This is a genomic window from Lachnospiraceae bacterium, from assembly GCA_022794035.1.
In the GTDB taxonomy this organism is placed as follows: Bacteria; Bacillota; Clostridia; order Lachnospirales; family Bianqueaceae; genus CALWPV01.
Genome location: JAAWDX010000007.1, coordinates 117925 through 138072, shown reverse-complemented (window position 1 = coordinate 138072; position 20148 = coordinate 117925). Strand labels below are relative to the sequence as shown.

Genomic DNA, 20148 nt, shown 5'->3' with positions numbered 1-20148 from the left:
TATGTTTTGGGTGATTACAAAAAGAACACTGGGGTTTATGCTGTGCGGCGTACTGCTTTTTATTGCCTGTGCGGTAGCCGTACTGGATGGCTGGAGGCTGCAGACGCTGGAGGTATCCAGCACAGGAGTGCGCGAGCTGCCGATCTATAGCGTAGAGACGCCGGAAAAGAGAATTGCCATTACCTTTGATGCGGCGGCAGGAGCTAGTGATACGGATGCGCTGCTTGGCATTTTGGCGGCTCACCAGGTTAAGGCAACGTTCTTTTTATGCGGGTGCTGGATTCGTAATCATCCAGAGGAAACGAAGAAGATCTATAATGCTGGTCATGAAATCGGCAATCACGGCGATCAGCATCTGGATCCGGTTAGCTTAAAGGGAGAGGCATTAAAAAAAGAAATCGAGGATCAGGAGGCTGAGATGCAGCGCCTTTTAGGAGCGGCGCCTGTTTTGTACCGGCCGGCGTATGGATCCTATAATAATGAGGTGGTGCGCACAGCCAGAAATTTAGGATATGAGGTCGTCCAGTGGTCGGTAGACAGTCTGGACTGGAAAGAATACGGCGTAGCGGAAATCCAGGAGAAGGTGCTGAACCATAAGGAGCTTAAAAACGGCGCGATTATTTTATTTCATAATGATACGAAATATACAGCGCAGGCACTGGATGAGCTGCTGAGCCGTTTAGAGGAGCAGGGCTATACGATTGGGTGCGCGTCTGAGCTTCTGTATCAGCCGCCGTATGAGCTTGATCATACGGGGCGGCAGTTTCAGGGCTTAGCACAGGTTTCTTCTGTGACTTTTTCAGAAGAGACGGAAGAGTAGGAGAGAGGCTCCTTTTGTTTGACACGTGCTTTAATTTGATCCAGCAGATGAAAAAAGTGGCGCATTGCATGAAGTGCCATCTGCTGCTCTTCCGTAGAATGCTGTAGGAAAAGATCACAAAGTTCTTTTAAATAAGGATTTTTAGCAGGGTATAGGCCGGTTAAATCATCGAGGCTATAGCCCAGTAGTGTGCTAATTCGGATCAAAGACTCTAAGCTGGGTCTTGACCCACCTTCTATGCGGGAAAGGTGAGTGAGACTGCAGTCTACTTTTTCAGCAAGCTGTTCCTGGGTTAGCCCCAGCTCTTTGCGGCGAATTTGGATCCGACGCCCCATATCTGAAAAATCATAATCAAAGTTTGATTTTTTGCGCATATCAGTTAGCTCCTTAAGATCAAAAGTATATAAGCTGCTTGTAGTATATCCCAGATTTCACCATATAGGAATAGCATATTATATCATAAAAACAGAAAACTTGACATGAAATGTCAAAATGATATAATAAAAATATTACAAATCAATTTAATAAAGGAGTTTCCCATGGATACGAAAAAGTTTAGCCGAGAAGAAAAAAGCTGGATCATGTACGACTGGGCCAATTCTGTATTTGCAACGATTATGATGGCGGCTCTGTTTCCTATCTATTTTACAGGAGTGGCAGGAGAAAGCGGAGATATTTGGTGGGGCTACGGATCTTCCGCTGCCACGCTGGTCATGGCAATTCTGGCCCCGATTGTAGGCGCCTTGGGAGACCGAAAAGGAAATAAAAAGAAAGTTTTTATCGTGTTTTGGATTTTGGGAATGCTGGGGACGGCAGCCTGCGCACTGATTACAGATTGGCGGCTTTTGCTGAGCGCCTATGTAGTAGGTGCGATTGGCTTCAGCGGCTCGTGTCTATGTTATGATTCATTTCTGACGGATGTAACGAATGAGGAGCGGATGGACAGAGTTTCGGCGTGGGGCTATGCGATGGGATACATCGGAGGCAGCACGATTCCCTTTTTGATTGCAATTGCGCTGGTCATGCTTCACGATAAAATAGGTCTGTCGAATGCAGAAGCAGTGCGGATTTCTGTTGTGATTACTGTAGTATGGTGGGGACTCTTTTCCATTCCTTTTTTACGCCATGTAAAACAGAAATATCATACGGAGAGTAAGGGCAAGGGTGTGCTGCAGGAGACCTTTCACAATATTGCCCACACAGCCAAAGCAATTTGGCAAGATAAACGTCTGCGCTTTTTTGTGATTGCCTATTTCTTTTATATCGATGGCGTAGGGACGATTATCAAAATGTCTACCGCCTATGGAACGAGCTTAGGATTAGGCTCTACCGGCATGGTATTAGCGCTGCTGGTGACGCAGATCGTCGCCGTACCCTTTGCGATTTGGTTTAGCAAGCTGGGCGAAAAAATCGGCGGCATCCGTGTGATCCTGATGGGTATCGGCGTATATACACTGGTATGCATTCTAGGATTTATCATGGGCTTTGGTATGGAACAGGCATTTTTAACAAATCATCAGGCACTTGTGATTTTCTGGATTTTAGCCGTTTTAGTCGGCACCTCCCAAGGAGGAATCCAGGCAATGTCCCGTTCCTATTTTGGAAAAATGATTCCCAAAGAAAGGTCCAATGAGTATTTTGGCTTCTTTGAAATTTTCGGGAAATTTGCATCCGTCATGGGGCCGCTTCTTTATTCCGTGATTTCAACAATTACAGGCCGCTCCTCTTATGCCATTTTAAGTATTATCCTATTATTTGTGATCGGCGGCGGGATTTTACTGGCAGGGCGCAAAAGGATAGAACAGACAGAAAAATAGAATCAAAGGAAAGCGACAAAGACGTTGCTTTGCTATCGCATTCTGTAAGCCTTTTCTTCCGCCGCCAATGGCGGAAATGGACGATATAGCTCAATTTTTTATGCTAACCATGGCTGAAGAAACAATCTATAGCTGAAAAAACTCAGCCACAGCTCATTTACTGACCATATGTGGCTGAGTCTTTTCAGCCACATATGGCGGAAGACAGCAGAATAACAGAATTTTTTACGTCAATTGGCAGATTTACGCCAAGCCTGGCGTAAGCCTGAAGCGGTGGAATTTTTTCCACCATTTTTTTATTTTTGCTGATTTTGGCGGAAACCATCTGCATTTAGCTGAATAAAGTTAGGCAGCCGCCGGTGAACAATTAGGAGAACCAGGATTTAATCTGAGCCCAGAGATCAGCAAACCAATCGCCGATTTTTTGGAAAAAGCTGCGGGCTTCTTCTGACTGAGCGCCTTGAATCAAATCGTTAAAAAGCTGATTGGCGTTGGTTTCAATGCTTTTGGCAACCTGTTTCCAATCAATATCAAGATCTTTCATTTTATCAAATAAAGATACTAACCGCTGAAAAAGCTCGTCGGAAATCGTGATGCCGTGTTTTTGGAGAACTTCGCGGATGATGGCCTCGACCTCTTCGGTTGTTTGAGGATTTTTTTCACTGATTTCCAGCTTAATATCACTGATAATATCCGAGACCGTTTCCTGTGCGTTTGGATCGCCTTGATTTTCAGCAAGCTCTTGGCTGAGGTCAGTAGAGACAAGAGCCTCTTCATTGACGGCAGCCTTCACATCCTCATCGATCGTCTGACCGGTAAGCTTTTCAAAGCCCTTCATGATACCGGTCAGAGCTGCTGTACCGGAGACATCAAAGGGAGCGGATACTAAGATATCGGCATCGGTGATCCCCAGCGTGGTCAATGCATCCGCATAGCTTTGGGGGGTTACATACGTAATATGATTCATTTGAATACGCAGTCCAGAGCCGGGCTCTTTATAAGTGATCATGACGGAGCTGATCGCTTTGGTGCCAATCTGTCCGGAGGGAATTAAAGCATCGAGCGCTTCATGCTCCTCTGCATTGGAAATGGTGAGTAAAACGGTTTGTTCGGTAGCGCCAAACTGAGATAAAAGGGCACTGCGTTCTTCATCATCCAAATCTTCTCCTAAAATGGCTACCGTATCACCGGCAGCGGCATCTGCCATTGCAGGCAAGGAAAAGCAGGCAAGGGTTAGCGCCAGTGTCAGGATACCTGTTAAAAGTTGTGTCAGTCGTTTCATACTATAACCTCCTATTCTTCACACTTAAAAATGTGTATCAACGCTTTTCAGCAAGCTCAATTTTTACTTTTTTTCCCTTAATTTCATTTCCATTCATGATTTCGATTACCTCTGCAGCCAGGGAAGAAGGAATTTCTACAAAGGAAAAGGTTTCTAAAATATCAATATGTCCCAAAGCAGAACCAGGAATGCCGCATTCTCCGGCGATGCTGCCGACAATATCCTTGATGCGGATTTTATGCCGCTTGCCCAAATTGAGATGCAGCTTGACCATCGAAGCATTTTGAAAATCATCAGGGCTTACCTTGGTCGGCATTTTGGAAAAGGTATCTTCCGAAGAAGAAGAAGGGGCATCAGGCGTGTAGAGAATATGAGCCAAAAGAGCAGAGGCAATTTCCTCTGCAGAGTACCCCTCCTGCATTAGATGCTGTACGGTGCCTTGATATTTGGCATTTTTTCCCTCTTTAATAAGAGAGCGAAGCTGATCTAAGAGATGGACTCTATGCGCCTCCTCTATCTCCTGAAGCGTGGGGAGACGGCGCGGATTGATCATAGATCCGGTATACTGCATGATCTGCTGCAGTCGGCTAAGCTCGCGGCCGACAACAAAGCTATAGGCAGTACCGCTGCGTCCTGCGCGGGCCGTGCGGCCGATACGGTGAACATAGGCCTCCGGCTCCTCTGGAATATCATAATTGATGACAAGCTCAACTCCTTGGATATCCAGACCGCGCGCTGCAACATCCGTTGCAATTAAAATGGCAATTTCTCCCTTGCGGAAGCGTTTCATCACAAGGTCGCGCTGACTTTGCCGCAGATCACCATGCAGGCCGTCAGCGGGGTAATCCTGCTTCTGAAGAAATTCTGTGAGAGCGGCCACCTGTTTTTTGGTATTGCAGAAGATCAGACAGCCGGCCGGACGCGAGAGATCAAGCAGGCGGCGCAGAGCCTCTGGTTTCATTTTAGCCTTCATTTCAAAATAGACCTGTTCAATCTGATCTACGGTAAGCTGATCCTGCGGAGTGGTGCGGATCTCGATCGGCGCTTCCATATAAGAGGCAGCGAGCTGACGGATCGGCTCCGACATAGTAGCAGAAAAGAGAACCGTTTGTCTGGGCGTCGGCATTTGAGAAAGAATAAGATCGATATCCTCCCGAAATCCCATATTCAGCATTTCATCTGCTTCATCCAGAACAACCATTTGTACCTGATCCAGACGAAGTGTATGGCGGCGAAGATGATCCAGAAAACGTCCGGGTGTGGCGACAACAATAGATACGCCTTTCTTCATCTCCTGAATTTGGCGGCTGATGGGCTGCCCGCCATAGATCGGGATGACGCGGATGCCTGATTTATATTTGAGAAGCTTGCGCAGCTCCTCTGTTACCTGAAGACAGAGCTCACGGGTAGGACAGAGCACGGTAGCCTGCATTCGGTTATCATCAGGGTCGATCAGTTCAATTAACGGAATGCCAAAGGCGGCGGTTTTGCCGGTGCCGGTCTGGGACTGCCCGATTAAATCAAATCCCTTTATCAGCTTTTGAATTGCCTGACTTTGGATTTCGGTGGGAGCGCTATATCCAAGATCGCGGATGGCGGCTATGATATCCTCATCAATACCGAGGGAAGTAAAAGTCTGCGTCATATTTAATCTCCATTCCGAAGCGCTTTAGCATGAGGGCGTGGTTTATAAAACGCCGCACCGCGCTTCTGTGAGCTTATTTTATCATAGATGGAGGCGGAAAGATAGTCTTCTTTGCGGAAAAGAAAAACGCGCCAGAGGGGATCCGACGCGCCTTTCTCTCTTTTTTGTGTAAGAGGGGATCTTTCATAAAAAAGAAGGGGATGCTTGTATTGTACTAAAGATAAATGAAATTAAAATGAAGAGACTGTAACAATTCTTTGAAAATTCGTTGCGGTCTTGTATCGTACTTTATGCTTCGGTGTAGGTCACCTCGGTCATGACCTGCGGCTCAAGGGGCATATCGCGAAAATCCGTTTCGCAGCCAGCGATTTCATCTACGACCTCAATGCCTTCAACGACCTTACCAAAGGCAGCATAGGCACCGTCCAGATGAGGAGCGTCCTGATGCATAATGAAAAACTGAGAGCCTGCGGAATCAGGATTCATAGCTCTGGCCATAGAAATAACGCCGCGCGTGTGTTTTAAGCTGTTTGGCACACCGTTCTGGCTAAATTCGCCCTTGATAGAGTATCCGGGACCGCCCATACCAGTGCCCTCGGGATCGCCGCCCTGAATCATAAATCCAGAGATGACACGGTGAAACGTGAGCCCATTGTAAAATCCTTTTTGGACTAAATCAATAAAATTTTGCACAGTCAGGGGCGCAATCTCCGGATAGAGCTCCAGCTTGATTTGCTTACCGGTATTCATAGTGATGGTAATCATGATAATCCTCCTAAAAATAAATCAGCTTTATAATGGGGATGCCATGCAGCATCCTACAAAAGATTATAACAAAATTAGGAAAAAGCTGCAAGAAGTCTTTCAGGAAGCCAAGTGGTTTCTCTTCTGGATAGAAAAATGTTGAAATCAATGGGTAAACTGTATATAATAGGTTTATTATCCCTATGGATCGTCGAAGCAGGAGGAAGGTATATGGATCCTTTATATAATCAGTTAGTAGAACATATTCTTAAGTATCATCCCTCAACTGACCTGACGCAGGTTGAGAAGGCTTATTTGCTGGCAGAAAAGGCGCATGAGGGACAGAAGCGCCAATCGGGAGAGCCATATATTATTCATCCGCTTCATGTGGCCATCATTTTGGCGGAGCTGGAGCTCGATCTGGAGTCCATCATAGCGGGATTGCTGCACGATGTGGTAGAAGATACGGAAATTACGCTGGAGGATGTCCGCAGGGAATTTGGCGATGAGGTGGCGCTTTTAGTGGACGGTGTGACTAAACTAAAGCAGCTGACCTATAAAACTAATGATAAGCAGGAGATTCAGGCAGAAAATTATCGAAAAATGTTTTTGGCCATGGCCAAGGATATCCGTGTAATTCTGATTAAACTGGCGGACAGGCTGCATAACATGCGGACGCTCAATTATAAGGATGAAAACAAGCAAAAGGAAAAAGCGAGAGAGACGCTCGATATCTATGCGCCTATTGCTGAGAGATTGGGTATCAGCAAGGTGAAGGTCGAGCTCGATGACCTCTGCTTAAAATATCTTCATTCGGATGTGTATCATGATCTTTCTAAGCAGTTGCATGTCAAATTAGAAGAGCGGCAGCATTATATCGACGGGATTGTGGCCGAGATTCATGAAAAGCTGTCGGAAATGGATATCAAGGCCTCCGTTTACGGACGTCCTAAGCATTTCTTCAGTATCTATAAAAAAATGGTGAACAAGCATAAAACGCTGGATCAGATCTATGATCTGGTTGCCGTGCGGGTGATCGTTGACAGCGTGAAGGACTGCTATGGTACGCTGGGCGTGATTCATGAAATGTATCTGCCCATGCCGGGCCGTTTCAAGGACTATATTGCCATGCCTAAAACCAATATGTATCAGTCACTGCATACCACATTGATGGGGCCAAACGGCAGTCCGTTTGAGGTGCAGATCCGTACATGGGAAATGCACCGGACCGCTGAGTACGGCATTGCCGCTCATTGGAAATACAAAGAAGGCAAAACAGGCGCCGAGGATACCAGCGAGCTGGAAAAAATGAAATGGCTGCAAAAAATTTTGGAGTGGCAAAAGGATCTGGATGATAATCATGAGTTTATCAGTGCGCTCAAGGATGATTTAAACATATTTCAGGAAAGCGTATATTGTTTTTCGCCGCGCGGCGATGTGATTAACCTGCCTGCCGGATCCACGCCTATTGATTTTGCCTATCAGATTCACAGCGCTGTAGGCAATAAAATGGTGGGCGCCAGAGTCAACGGCAAGATCGTGACGCTGGATTATACGCTGGGAATTGGCGATCAGGTTGAAATCATGACCTCGCAGAACTGCAAAGGCCCCAGCGCCGATTGGCTGAATATTGCGAAAACCTCGCAGGCGAAAAACAAAATCAATCAGTGGTTTAAAAAAGAAAAGAAGCAGGAAAATATTATCAGAGGCAAAGAGCTGATTGAAAAATATATTAAAATAAAGGGCCTGCCCCCAGCACATGAGCTGTTGCAGCCGGAGTGGATGGAAATCGTGCAGAGAAAGTACGGCTTTAAGGACTGGGAATCCATTCAGGCAGCCATCGGTCACGGCGGATTAAAAGAAGGACAGGTTGTGAACCGCCTGTATGAAGAATATAACAAAAAGAAAAAACGAGAGATCACGCAGGAGGAGTTTTTAGATCAGCTGACGCAGCGGGCGGCAGAGCGAAATGAAAACAAGCCCTCTGCCAATGAAGCCAAGGTTCATAAGGGAAAGAGTGCGATTATTGTTAAAGGGCTGGATGATGTAGCCGTCCGTTTTTCAAAATGCTGCAATCCAGTGCCTGGCGATGAGATCATAGGCTATGTAACCAGAGGCCGGGGTGTATCGATCCACAGAACGGATTGTCCTAATATTATCAATCTGCCAGAGGAAGAGAGAAAGCGTCTTCTGGAGGCGGAATGGGGCGCAGCCGCAGAAGGAAATAATACTTTTATCGCGACCATTCAGGTGATTACGACAGAGAAAAAAGGACTTCTGATGGATATCAGCAGCGTTATCAATCACGAGGATATCAATATCGATTCGCTGGCAGTTAGAAGGACCAAAAACAATCAGGAAAATATATTTTCTATTTCGGTGGAAATTACGGCCAAAAGTCAGCTTGAACAGCTTGTAAAAAAGCTGCTTCAGGTGCCGGGCGTGTATGACGTGCTGCGCGCTAATGCATGATGAAAAGATAGAAGGGAGATAAAGAAAAGGGTATGCGGATGGTTTTACAAAGGGTGAAGCAGGTCACCTTGACAGCAGACGGGGCCTTTCATGATCAAATGCAGCAGGGGATCCTGGCTATGATCGGGATCCAGAGCGGAGACGAGGATGAAAAGGTAATGAAATATATGCTGGATAAGCTGCTCCAGCTGCGGATTTTTGAAGACGAAAATGGGAAAATGAATCAATCAGTGACCGACAAGGAATACAGCGTTTTTTTGGTTTCTAATTTCACGCTTTATGGAGATTGCCGGCATGGCCGCAGGCCCGGATACAGCAGCGGAGCGCCTGTGAATGAGGCCGCAGCGATCTATAACCGATTTGTGGAATATGCCAAAGAGCATGCGGCCGTGCCCGTGCATACCGGGGTGTTTCAGGCTGATATGCAGATCGCAGCCGAGCTGGACGGCCCGGTAACGCTGCTTTTAGACAGCGATAAGGAGTTTTAATGCAGATAGAAAAAATAGAAGTAGGAAGCTACTGTGCTAACTGCTATTTCGTATCGGATGAACGGACGCGCCGGACGCTGATCATAGATCCGGGAGCGGAAGCCGAGCAGCTGATCCGTCATATTGAGCACCGGCAGCTATTGCCGGAGGGGATTGCCATTACACATGGTCACTTTGATCATGTCGGCGCCGCGGCAGCCCTTTCGCAGAAATGGCACCTGCCCATCTGGATTCATGGTCAGGAGATAGCCTATATGCAGGAGCGCTCTCATCCGATCATGAGTATGGGGGCAGAGGTGCTGGATGAGCTGCTTGCGGCACTGCCGCAAAATGGACGGTATGTATCGGATCAGGAGGCGTTTGAGGCGGCCGGCCAAAAATGGCAGGCCATTGAGGTGCCTGGCCACACGGATCACAGTCTGTGTTTTTATCATGCGGAAGCGGGGATATTGTTTAGCGGTGATACGCTTTTTGCCGGTTCGGTAGGAAGAACGGATCTGTATCATGGAGAGGCTGCGGAGCTGATACGGCAGATTCGGGAAAAGCTGCTTCGGCTTCCGGATGAAACGAGGGTGCTTCCGGGACATGGCATGGAAACGACGATTGGCAGAGAGCGGAAGGAAAATCCGTTTTTATGGTAAAAGAAGGAGAAGCGGTGGAGAAAACATTTTATCTGGTTGCGCCGGCGCAGCACCATTATGAGCTGAGTACGTTGATTCGTCAGGTACTTCCTATGACGCGGGTTTTAGATGCGCCGCAGGAGGGCGTTAGAGGGATTATTCTTTCTGAGGGAGAGACAAAGGCCAGTCTTTATGATGAGCAGGGGCTGCTTTGCAGAGAGGCCTGCTTAAAGGAGCGGTCGCATATTTATCAGGGAGAGGCGGAAAAGAACTGGGCAAAGCGGGTGATACTGGAGGTGCTGGGATGTTCTTTGCCGTGGGGGATTTTGACGGGGGTCAGGCCCTCTAAGGTTGCCTATGCTTATTTGGATCAGGGGAAGAGCCTGACGGAGACCGAGCAGATTTTGCAGGATGCGTATCGGCTGCGGGAGGATAAGGCAAGGCTATGCGCCGCCGTCGCGGATAAGGAGCGGCAGCTTTTGCAGAATCATACCGGCACAGATGTGAGCGTTTATGTAGGGATCCCCTTTTGCCCGACGCGCTGCTCATATTGCTCCTTTGGAAGTCATGATCAGCGGGCTTATGATAAATGGGCTTCATCTTATACAGAGGCGCTTTTAAAGGAGATGAGAGAAAGTGCCAATCTCCTTGAGGGGAGGCGGATCCAAAGCTTTTATATGGGCGGAGGAACGCCGACAACGCTGACGCCGGACGCGATGAAGGCGGTGCTGGCGGCAGCGGATGAGCTGTGCGATTTTTCAAGGCTGAGGGAGGTTACCGTTGAGGCGGGGCGCCCGGATACGATTACGCCGGAAAAGCTGCATGTGTTAAAGGAGATGGGAGTGACAAGGATTTCGATCAATCCCCAGAGCATGGTGCAGCGCACGCTGGATCTGGTCGGGCGCCGGCACACGGTGCAGCAGGTGCAGGAGGCCTTTTATATGGCGCGGGAGGCTGGGTTTCATATGATCAATATGGATTTTATCGTAGGCCTTCCGGAGGAGACAACGGAGGACGTGCTGTATTCTATGCAGCAGGTTAAACAATTGAGGCCGGAGAATTTAACGGTGCATACACTGGCGATTAAGCGTTCATCCCGGATGAATGAAGAGGGCCAGGCAAAGCAGCTTCTGAAGGACTCACATGAAACAATTGACCAGATGATTGGCATTACGGCAAAAGCAGCGGCAGAGATGGGAATGCAGCCGTATTATATGTACCGGCAAAAGAATATGGCGGGGAATTTTGAGAATGTAGGATACAGCATACCGGGAAAGGAAGGGCTGTATAATATTGAGATTATGGAGGAGAGACAAACCATTCTGGCGTTTGGGGCAGGCGGTGTGTCTAAAGTATATTTTCCGGAGGAGAACCGTCTGGAGCGGGTTCCTAATGTAAAAGGAGTGGAGGAATATATCCGCAGAATTGATGAAATGATACAGAGAAAGCAGAAGGGAGGGCTTGCGGCATGCTAGAGCGAAGGGAGTTCAATAAGGCAATTTCGGAGAGGCCGCTGCTTCTGCGGGAGATTTTGCAGCAGGCTTTTGCGCTGCTGAATGAACGTTTTGGCGCTTTTATTTTGCTGATGATTGCAGTGTATTTGCCGGTGCAGCTTTTGACGCAGTATACGCTTTTGCAGATCGATCTGTCAGGAGAAAACCTGGAGGAGCTATGGAACCAGCTGCTGGGCATTTATAAAGGGGAAATCGGCCTTTCGTTTTTGGAGATGGCTGCTGTGCTGGTTACGGCAGTGATGGTACATAATCAGATTTTTGATGAGGAGAGGCTGGCGTTTGGCACGGCCTTTTATCGGGGGCTTAGAATGTGGCTGCGGGCAGCGTTTACGGTTATGCTGCTGATGCTGCTTTTATTCAGCACAGGAATGGCCGCAGGGCTGCTGCTGATGATGCCGGGAATGCTGCTTTTAGCTTTTCCTTTGATTTTGCTGGGAGCCGTGATGTATAACCTGCTGCATGGCTTTATCTGTAATGCGGCGGCGCTGCGCGGGCGCTTTGGATTTGACGGCTTTCGCTATGTAGCCTTTGTTTTAAAGGGACGGATGGGAAAGGCAATTGGAAATTATGCCGTTATTTTACTGCTTACAGGCGGTGCTTTGATGGTATGTAACTATATGCTGAGCAGTATAACCGCTCAGATCACCATTCCTTTGCTTTCCTTTGCTATTCAGGTGATTTTTTCAGTGCTGCTTTCAGTCTGGAATATATACGGATATATTGCGCTTTCAATTCTATTTTTGAATTTGGAGGAGCTAAAGCGCGGAAAAACGGCGGTTGACTAGCAAAACAGGCAGGACGCTGTATAAATTTGGTTTTTTTGTGGAACACTTTGCACGGAGGCAAGAAGAAATACGGAAGGCCAAACGTTTTATAAAAGGAGAGTTACCATGAAAAAACGGAAAATACCGCAGACGCAAAAGGAAGTAGAGGGACTTAGGCCGCAGGAAAAAATGAAATATGAGATTGCCCAGGAGCTGGGGCTCTTTGAAAAGGTACAGGCAGTAGGCTGGAAGGGACTGACGGCCAAAGAGACCGGACGGATCGGCGGACTTCTGGCTAAACGAAAACGACTCATATCGGAAGAAAAACATGTTGACACTTAACAGGGTCATACTGTATAATGCTAATTTAGGAATCAATGTCATTGTACAATTAGATACATCAGGAGGATATCGAAATGAATCATCAGGTAGAGCAGCTGGAAAACAGCATGGTTAAGCTTACTCTGGAAATTAGCCCGGAGCAGTTTGAGAAGGCGATGGATGTCGCTTATAATAAAGCGAAAAAGCAGATTTCGCTTCCCGGCTTCCGCAAGGGAAAAGCACCCCGTAAGCTGGTCGAAAAGGCATACGGCAAAGAGATCTTTTATGAAGATGCAATCAATGCAGTGCTGCCCGAATTATATGATGAGGCCGTGAAAGAGCTGGAGCTGGAGGTTATGTCCAGACCGGAAGTGAATGTAGATACGATCGAAGAGGGAAAGCCGATTCAGGTTACCTGTGAGGTAGCGGTTAAACCGGAAGTGAAGCTGGGCGAGTATAAAGGCCTTGAGGTAGAAGCAGAGGATGCTTCTGTATCGGATGAGGATGTAGAGGCAGAAATTAAGAGAGCTGCCGAACGCAATGCTCGTATGGTTGAGATTACCGACAGAGCTGCGCAAATGGATGATATTGTGACGATTGACTTTGAAGGCTTTATGGATGGAACTCCTTTCGAGGGCGGCAAAGGAGAGAACCATGATCTGAAATTAGGCTCTCATAGCTTTATCGATACCTTCGAGGATCAGCTGGTAGGAAAGAACATAGGGGATGAGTGCGAGGTCAACGTAACATTCCCAGAGGAATATCATCAGAAGGATCTGGCAGGCAAGCCGGCTATGTTTAAAGTGACGGTAAAGAAAATTCAGTACAATGAAGTGCCGGAGATCAATGATGCGCTTGTAAAAGAAATTTCTGAGTTTGATACGCTGGAGGCATACAAGGCTGATACCAGAAAAACATTGGAAGAGCGCAAAGCAAAGCAGGTGGAGGAATCCCGTAAAGCAAAGCTGCTTGGCAAGGTAGTAGAAAAATCGGAAATGGATATGCCAGAGCCCATGGTGTTGGAGCAGTGTGATCAAATGATCAATCAATTTGCGCAGACGCTTCGTTATCAGGGAATGGATATGCAGAAATACATGGAGATGACGGGCAGCAATTTAGAAGGTATGCGTCAATCGGTTCGTCCGGAAGCAGAGCGTCGTCTGAAAGAGAGCTTGGTGCTGGAAGCGATCGCGAAGGCAGAGAATCTGGAGGCGACACAGGAGGATGTGGACGCAGAAGTGGAGTCTATGGCTAAGATGTACGGCATGGAGGCAGACAAGCTGAAGGCCGCCATTACCGAGGCAGAAATTGAGAGTATGAAAGCTGAGCTAAAGACAAAGAAGGCTTTGGAGTTTATTGCAGAAAACGCAAAGGCCTGATAGAGAAGGAAAGAGCCGCGCAGGATATGATTACAAGAAACGACTTTGGCTTAAAGTCGTTTCTTGTGCATATAGGAAGATGTCGGCAGCGGTATTTTATAGGATAAAAGAAAGGAATAGAGAATATGAGAAATGCATTAGTGCCATATGTCATTGAAGAAACAAGCAGGGGTGAACGGTCCTTTGATATCTATTCAAGACTTTTAAAGGAAAGAATTGTGATGCTGTCAGAAGAGGTCAATGAGGCTACTGCCAGTCTGGTGGTTGCTCAGCTGCTTTTTCTGGATTCAGAGGATCCGGATAAGGATATTCATTTTTATATCAATAGCCCGGGCGGTTCTGTGACGGCAGGACTTGCTATTTATGATACTATGCAGCTGGTAAGAGCCGACGTATCCACAATTTGCTTAGGAATGGCAGCCAGTATGGGCGCTTTCCTGCTGGCAGGCGGTAAAAAAGGAAAACGCTTTGTGCTGCCCAATGCAGAGGTCATGATTCATCAGCCCTCCGGAGGCGCTCAGGGTCAGGCCAGCGATATTAAAATTACGGCCGATCATATTTTAGCAACAAGAGAGCGCTTAAATCGGATCTTGGCTGAAAATACGGGCAAGCCGATTGAGGTGATTGCGCAGGATACCGAGCGGGATAACTGGCTGACAGCAGAACAGGCCGTGGCGTATGGGCTTGTGGATCAGATCATTACAAAAAAATAATATGAGGTAAACGGATGTCTTCAAAAAACGATGAGAAGAAGAGAGTAGCGTGTTCTTTTTGTGGAAAAGGTCAGGAACAGGTGCGGCGTTTGATTGCAGGGAATGGAGTATACATCTGTGATGAATGCGTGGAGCTGTGTGCTGATATTATTGAAAAAGAGTTTTCCGAGTATGAAGAAGAGTTTTATGCAGGAGATTTTCTGACGCCAAAGGAGATTAAGGGATATCTGGATGATTATGTGATCGGACAGGAGAGTGCGAAGAAGGCGCTGGCGATTGCCGTATATAATCATTATAAGAGAATCCATGCGCGCGATCGGATTCAGGATGTGGAGCTTCAAAAGAGCAATATTCTTTTGATTGGTCCTACCGGATCCGGAAAGACGTATCTGGCACAGACCTTGGCAAAAATTATCAATGTACCGTTTGCAATAGCGGATGCGACGACGCTGACGGAAGCCGGCTATGTGGGCGAGGACGTAGAAAACGTACTTTTGAAGCTCATTCAGGCCGCAGACTATGATATTGAACGGGCAGAGCATGGAATTATCTATATCGATGAAATCGATAAGATCGCACGTAAATCAGAGAACCCCTCTATCACGCGAGATGTAAGCGGAGAGGGCGTACAGCAGGCACTGCTGAAAATTTTAGAGAGCACGGTGGCCAATGTGCCTCCGAATGGAGGGCGCAAGCACCCGCAGCATGAATTTATTCAAATTGATACCAGCAATATCCTGTTTATTTGCGGCGGTGCGTTTGACGGACTGGATAAGATTATCAAGGCTAGGACAAATCAGAAAACGATCGGCTTTAATCTGGATGGCAGTACGCAGCAGACGCAGCAAGAGATCGATGCAAAGATTTTTCATGAGCTGCTGCCGCAGGATCTTTTAAAGTATGGTCTCATTCCTGAATTTGTGGGACGCCTGCCCGTGCAGGTTGCCTTGGACCTATTGGATGAGGAAGCCTTGATGCGCATTTTGAAGGAGCCTAAAAATTCATTGCTTAAGCAATATCAGACGCTGTTTGGGATGGATGATGTGGAATTGGTTATGGAAGATGAGGCACTGCGTGCCATTGCTCGTAAAGCCAATGAACGCAAAACAGGGGCTCGTGGACTGAAAGCCATTATGGAAGAGGTGCTGGATGATCTGATGTATGAGATTCCGTCCATGAATAACCTGGAAAAGGTAACGATCACGGCAGATATGGTGGATCATAAGGGAGAACCGATTTATCAGTATGGAGAAGAAAGAGAAAAGCCGAAACGGGATAATATCGGAAAAGCGCCCGCCCGCAAAGGACAGACCGCATGAATAGACAAAAAGCAGCCTTAAAAACAGTGGCTGGCAGCATAAAGCAATTTCCGGAAGAAGGTCTCCCGGAAATTGCTTTTATTGGTAAATCTAACGTTGGCAAATCCTCGTTAATCAACTCTTTACTGGGGCGCCGTTCATTAGCCAGAACTAGCTCTGCTCCGGGAAAAACCAGAACGATTAACTGGTATGAAATTGACGGGACATTGTATTTTGTGGATCTTCCGGGATACGGATATGCCAAGGTTTCCAAGACAGAGCAGCAGCGCTGGGGAAAGGTGATTGAGCATTATCTGCAGCACCGTGCATCTTTAAAAAAAGTTCTTTTATTGATTGATATCCGTCATGCACCAAGCGCAGATGATCAGATGATGATGGAGTGGCTTCGGTATTATCAGGTGCCTACTGTGATTGTGGCAACTAAGAGTGATAAAATTAAAAAGAGTCAGCTGGAGAAGCAGAAGAAAATGCTTAGGGAGGCGCTGGGGCTTCAAAATCCGGCGGATCTGCTGGCATATTCCTCAGAGACGAAGATAGGTGCAGAGGCGCTTTGGGAGCGGATTTTGGAAGGAGCGGAGCCGGATGGATCAACAGCTTTCTGAAAATAAACTGATTCTTTTATACATTATTAGAGAAAAAGAGAATATCAAGGCAACAGATCTAAGTGATTTTGTATTGTTCCGAGACTATATGGATTATTTTTCCATGCAGAATTACATTGCGGAGCTTTGCGAGGGAAATCTGATTGTGGAGATGATGGTGCAGGAAACGCTGTATTATACCCTGCATCCGCAGGGAGAAGAGGTCGTTGAATTGTTTCGGGCCCGTATTCCTCACAGTATTCGAGAAGAGATTCGGGATTACGCCAAAAATTCCTGCTTGGAGGAGTCCCCGCTGATGGAGGTGGATGCCAAAATCAATCAATTGAGCGAAGGGCGTTATGAGGTGTGTTGTCAGGTGCGGGACTATGACAGGCTGGTGCTGGATTTTATTAAAACGGCAATGGATGAGGAAGCAGCCTACCGCATTCGCAATCAATGGCTGCAAAAAGGGATGAGCGTATATTGGAATTTATTAAAGGAGTTGAATTAGTCATGAGTAGTCAAGTGCAGCCTCGTATATTATCGGGGTTTATGGAGCTTTTGCCCGAGGACCAGATCCGGTTTAATCAGATGGTCGATATCATTCGGGCAGGCTATGAGAAATTTGGTTTTTTGCCGCTGGATACGCCAACAATTGAGTTGTCAGAGGTATTACTGGCAAAAGCAGGCGGAGAGACGGAAAAGCAGATTTATCGTTTTCAAAGAGGAGATAACGATCTTTCTCTGCGTTTTGATCTCACCGTGCCGCTCGCAAGATATGTTTCGCAGCACGCAGCTGAGCTGACCTTTCCGTTTAAACGGTATCAGATCGGTAAGGTGTTTCGGGGAGAAAGACCGCAAAAGGGCCGTTTCCGCGAGTTTTATCAGTGCGATATTGATATTATTGGCAGCGATGAGCTGGACATCGTTTACGATGCGGAGATGCCGGCTGTCATTTATCATGTGTTTAAGGAGCTTGCGTTCGGCGCCTTCACAATTCACCTCAATAACCGTAAATTATTAAATGGATTCTTTGCTGCGCTCGGTCTGGAGGAGCAGGCAGCAGAGGTACTGCGCATTATCGATAAGCTGGCCAAGATCGGAGAGGAAAATGTGGTCAAGGAGCTTCAGGAGATGCAGCTGACTTCTGAGGCCATTGATGCAATCCTGCAGCTGATTCACATAGCAGGCAGCAATGATCAGATTCTGGATAGCCTGCAGCAGATGGGGATTCAGCACCCCCTTTTCCGCGCCGGCGCGGAAGAGCTCGCGCAGGTCATTCAATATATGCGGCTGCTGGGTGTGCCGGAAGAAGCATTTCATATTGATCTGACGATTGCAAGAGGGCTTGATTATTATACGGGTACCGTCTATGAAACTACGCTGAATGAGTATCCTAATCTGGGCAGCGTATGCTCCGGAGGCCGATATGATAACCTGACGGGATATTATACCAAGCAAAAGATGCCGGGAATTGGCATTTCAATTGGACTTACACGATTGTTTTCTCAGCTGAAGGAGGTGCAGGTTCTGCAGGCTGGCCGAAAGAGCTTAGCAGAGGTTCTGGTTGTGCCGATGGGGACGCAGCAGCTGCCGGAGGCTTTAAAAGCGGCGCAGCAGCTTCGTCAGGCTGATATTAAAACGGATGTGTACTATCAGCAGAAGGGGATGAAGCAGAAAATGAAATATGCTGCGAGGTTAGGAGTGCCTTATACCATGCTGATTGGCGAAGAGGAAGCACAGCAGCAGCTGGTGGCGCTTAAGGGTATGCAGCAGGGCACGCAGGAGCTTCTGTCGATAGAAGAAGCAATTGTGAAAATCAACAAGGCTTAAAGCAGAGGAGATAACGCAGATGGAAGAATCATTGAACGGCCTCAAACGAACCTGCTACTGCGGACAGATCACGCAGGCGCAGGTGGGCGAGGTACATACGGTGATGGGATGGGTGCAGAAGCAGAGAAATAAGGGCAGTCTGATTTTTATTGACTTAAGAGACAGAACCGGGATTGTGCAGGCTGTGCTGAGCGAGGAGGAAACGCCGGGACGGATTTTTGATGCGGCAGCGCAGGTGCGTACAGAATATGTGCTGGCCATTACTGGTGTTGTGGTGAAGCGCGAAGGAGCGGTTAATGACAGACTGGCAACCGGACAGGTAGAGATCAAGGTGCAGGATCTGCATATTCTTTCAGAAGCAAAGACGACGCCATTTCAGGTTTTGGATGAGGTGGAGGTTAAGGACGAGTTGCGTTTAAAATACCGATATCTGGATTTGCGGCGGCCTAAGCTGGCTCGTAATATGGAGCTTAGGCATAAAACGGCGCAGGCGATCCGGCAGTTTTTAAATGCTGAGAATTTTTTGGAGATTGAGACGCCTATGCTGATTAAGAGCACACCCGAGGGGGCCAGAGATTATTTGGTGCCAAGCCGAGTACATCCGGGGAATTTTTATGCGCTGCCGCAGTCGCCTCAGATGTATAAACAGCTTTTGATGGTGGCAGGGATGGATCGCTATTATCAGATCGTGCGGTGCTTTAGGGATGAGGATCTAAGAGCTGATCGGCAGCCTGAATTTACACAGGTGGATATGGAGATTTCCTTCGCAGAGGAAGATGATGTAATGGAGATCAACGAACGCTTGATTGCGCAGGTTTGCAGAGAGGTAGCAGGCTGGGAGGTGCCGCTGCCGCTTCGCAGAATGACGTGGCAGGAGGCAATGGAGCGGTATGGCTCAGATAAGCCGGATTTGCGCTTTGATATGGAGATTGTAAATGTAGAGGATCTAGCGAAAAAATGCGGTTTTTCAGTGTTTGAAAATGCAGTTGCCAGCGGCGGCAGTGTGCGGGGAATTTGCGCACCGGGATGCGCATCAATGCCTAGAAAACAAATCGATAGCCTGACAGAGGTTGTTAAGCTCTTTAAAGCCAAGGGGCTGGCGTGGATTGCGATTCAGCAGGATGGAACGATTAAGTCTCCTATTGCAAAGTTTTTGACAGAGGAGACGATAGTGGATCTGCAGCAGCGATTGAAGGCAGGTGCAGGCGATTTGATGCTTTTTGTAGCAGATCAAAAGGAGATTGCGCTTACGGCGCTGGGAAACCTGCGTCTGGAGCTAGGAAAGCGTCTGGGGCTTATGGATGAGCAGAGACATGAGTTTTTATGGGTAACAGATTTTCCGATGTTTGAATACAGTGCAGAAGAAAACCGGTATTTGGCAATGCATCATCCTTTTACCATGCCTAAGGAAGAGGATCTTCCCTATCTGGAAACAGAGCCGGGACGTGTACGTGCTAAGGCGTATGATATTGTGCTCAATGGCGTAGAGCTGGGAGGCGGCAGTGTGCGAATCCATCGCCGTGATATTCAGGAACGGGTTTTTAAAAGCCTTGGCTTTACGATGGAGGAGGCCTATGAAAAGTTTGGTTTCTTTATTGATGCATTTACCTATGGAGCGCCACCGCATGCTGGACTGGCCTATGGGTTTGACCGAATGGTGATGTTGATGGCGGGAGAGGAGAATCTGCGGGATGTGATTGCATTTCCTAAGATAAAAGATGCCTCCTGTCCAATGAGCCAGGCGCCGGGAAAGGTGGATGAAAAGCAGCTCGAAGAGTTGTGCCTGCAAATTCATCTTCAAAAAAAGCAAGAGTAATCCCTCTAAATAAAAACAGC

19 protein-coding genes are annotated in these 20148 nt (G+C 47.4%); 15 read left to right on the top strand and 4 right to left on the bottom strand.

Features of this window, described 5'->3' with window-relative positions; all coding sequences use genetic code 11:
- Window positions 1-10: 10 nt before the first annotated feature.
- Window positions 11-820, top strand: coding sequence for a polysaccharide deacetylase family protein (locus HFE64_06930; protein MCI8633196.1), 810 nt, complete (start codon window positions 11-13; stop codon window positions 818-820).
- Here HFE64_06930 and HFE64_06925 read toward each other — a convergent pair.
- Window positions 766-1194: a helix-turn-helix transcriptional regulator gene (locus HFE64_06925; GenBank protein ID MCI8633195.1), complete on the bottom strand. Its 429-nt coding sequence runs from the start codon at window positions 1192-1194 to the stop codon at window positions 766-768. The two genes, HFE64_06930 and HFE64_06925, sit on opposite strands and share 55 nt — an antisense overlap.
- A 165-nt stretch (window positions 1195-1359) precedes the next feature.
- Here HFE64_06925 and HFE64_06920 point away from each other — a divergent pair, with 165 nt between their 5' ends.
- A complete protein-coding gene (locus tag HFE64_06920) occupies window positions 1360-2637 on the top strand; it encodes an MFS transporter (GenBank protein ID MCI8633194.1) in 1278 nt (425 codons plus the stop codon).
- A gap of 367 nt (window positions 2638-3004) precedes the next feature.
- Here the strand turns inward: HFE64_06920 and HFE64_06915 are convergent, their stop codons facing one another.
- From HFE64_06915 to HFE64_06905, 3 genes are all read right to left on the bottom strand, one after another.
- Window positions 3005-3919, bottom strand: a complete 915-nt coding sequence (locus HFE64_06915; protein MCI8633193.1) for a DUF1002 domain-containing protein — start codon at window positions 3917-3919, stop codon at window positions 3005-3007.
- Window positions 3920-3956: 37 nt separating this feature from the next.
- Complete coding sequence (locus HFE64_06910; protein ID MCI8633192.1) at window positions 3957-5564, bottom strand: DEAD/DEAH box helicase; 1608 nt, start codon at window positions 5562-5564, stop codon at window positions 3957-3959.
- A 288-nt stretch (window positions 5565-5852) separates the two neighbouring features.
- Window positions 5853-6329 (bottom strand): peptidylprolyl isomerase, encoded by a 477-nt coding sequence (locus tag HFE64_06905; protein ID MCI8633191.1) that lies wholly within the window; start codon window positions 6327-6329, stop codon window positions 5853-5855.
- A gap of 147 nt (window positions 6330-6476) precedes the next feature.
- Here HFE64_06905 and HFE64_06900 point away from each other — a divergent pair, with 147 nt between their 5' ends.
- The 13 genes from HFE64_06900 (at window position 6477) to aspS (ending at window position 20128) form a co-directional block, all read left to right on the top strand.
- Window positions 6477-8780 (top strand): bifunctional (p)ppGpp synthetase/guanosine-3',5'-bis(diphosphate) 3'-pyrophosphohydrolase, encoded by a 2304-nt coding sequence (locus tag HFE64_06900; GenBank protein MCI8633190.1) that lies wholly within the window; start codon window positions 6477-6479, stop codon window positions 8778-8780.
- A 32-nt stretch (window positions 8781-8812) separates the two neighbouring features.
- A complete protein-coding gene (locus tag HFE64_06895) occupies window positions 8813-9268 on the top strand; it encodes a D-tyrosyl-tRNA(Tyr) deacylase (protein MCI8633189.1) in 456 nt (151 codons plus the stop codon).
- The gene (locus tag HFE64_06890; GenBank protein MCI8633188.1) at window positions 9268-9909 is read left to right on the top strand and encodes an MBL fold metallo-hydrolase; all 642 of its coding nucleotides are present in this window, start codon (window positions 9268-9270) and stop codon (window positions 9907-9909) included. Before HFE64_06895 ends, HFE64_06890 begins: the two co-directional genes overlap by 1 nt.
- Entirely contained in the window at window positions 9903-11363 is a 1461-nt protein-coding gene (gene hemZ / locus HFE64_06885) for a coproporphyrinogen dehydrogenase HemZ (GenBank protein ID MCI8633187.1), read from the top strand. Before HFE64_06890 ends, hemZ begins: the two co-directional genes overlap by 7 nt.
- On the top strand, window positions 11357-12187 hold the full coding sequence (locus HFE64_06880) for a hypothetical protein (protein ID MCI8633186.1): 831 nt from the start codon (window positions 11357-11359) through the stop codon (window positions 12185-12187). The genes hemZ and HFE64_06880 overlap by 7 nt, the downstream gene beginning before the upstream one ends.
- Before the next feature lie 105 nt (window positions 12188-12292).
- The gene (locus HFE64_06875) at window positions 12293-12508 is read left to right on the top strand and encodes a small, acid-soluble spore protein, alpha/beta type (GenBank protein ID MCI8633185.1); all 216 of its coding nucleotides are present in this window, start codon (window positions 12293-12295) and stop codon (window positions 12506-12508) included.
- A gap of 74 nt (window positions 12509-12582) precedes the next feature.
- A complete protein-coding gene (locus HFE64_06870) occupies window positions 12583-13866 on the top strand; it encodes a trigger factor (GenBank protein MCI8633184.1) in 1284 nt (427 codons plus the stop codon).
- A 125-nt stretch (window positions 13867-13991) separates the two neighbouring features.
- Entirely contained in the window at window positions 13992-14579 is a 588-nt protein-coding gene (gene clpP, locus HFE64_06865; protein MCI8633183.1) for an ATP-dependent Clp endopeptidase proteolytic subunit ClpP, read from the top strand.
- Between the two features lie 14 nt (window positions 14580-14593).
- Window positions 14594-15898 carry an ATP-dependent Clp protease ATP-binding subunit ClpX gene (clpX, locus tag HFE64_06860; protein ID MCI8633182.1) on the top strand — a complete coding sequence of 435 codons (1305 nt, stop codon included), beginning with the start codon at window positions 14594-14596 and terminating at the stop codon, window positions 15896-15898.
- Window positions 15895-16500, top strand: a complete 606-nt coding sequence (locus HFE64_06855) for a YihA family ribosome biogenesis GTP-binding protein (GenBank protein ID MCI8633181.1) — start codon at window positions 15895-15897, stop codon at window positions 16498-16500. The genes clpX and HFE64_06855 overlap by 4 nt, the downstream gene beginning before the upstream one ends.
- A complete protein-coding gene (locus HFE64_06850; protein MCI8633180.1) occupies window positions 16481-16990 on the top strand; it encodes a DUF4364 family protein in 510 nt (169 codons plus the stop codon). The genes HFE64_06855 and HFE64_06850 overlap by 20 nt, the downstream gene beginning before the upstream one ends.
- Window positions 16991-16992: 2 nt before the next feature.
- Window positions 16993-18312 (top strand): histidine--tRNA ligase, encoded by a 1320-nt coding sequence (locus tag HFE64_06845; GenBank protein ID MCI8633179.1) that lies wholly within the window; start codon window positions 16993-16995, stop codon window positions 18310-18312.
- A gap of 19 nt (window positions 18313-18331) precedes the next feature.
- On the top strand, window positions 18332-20128 hold the full coding sequence (gene aspS / locus HFE64_06840) for an aspartate--tRNA ligase (protein ID MCI8633178.1): 1797 nt from the start codon (window positions 18332-18334) through the stop codon (window positions 20126-20128).
- The last annotated feature ends 20 nt before the right edge of the window (window positions 20129-20148 follow it).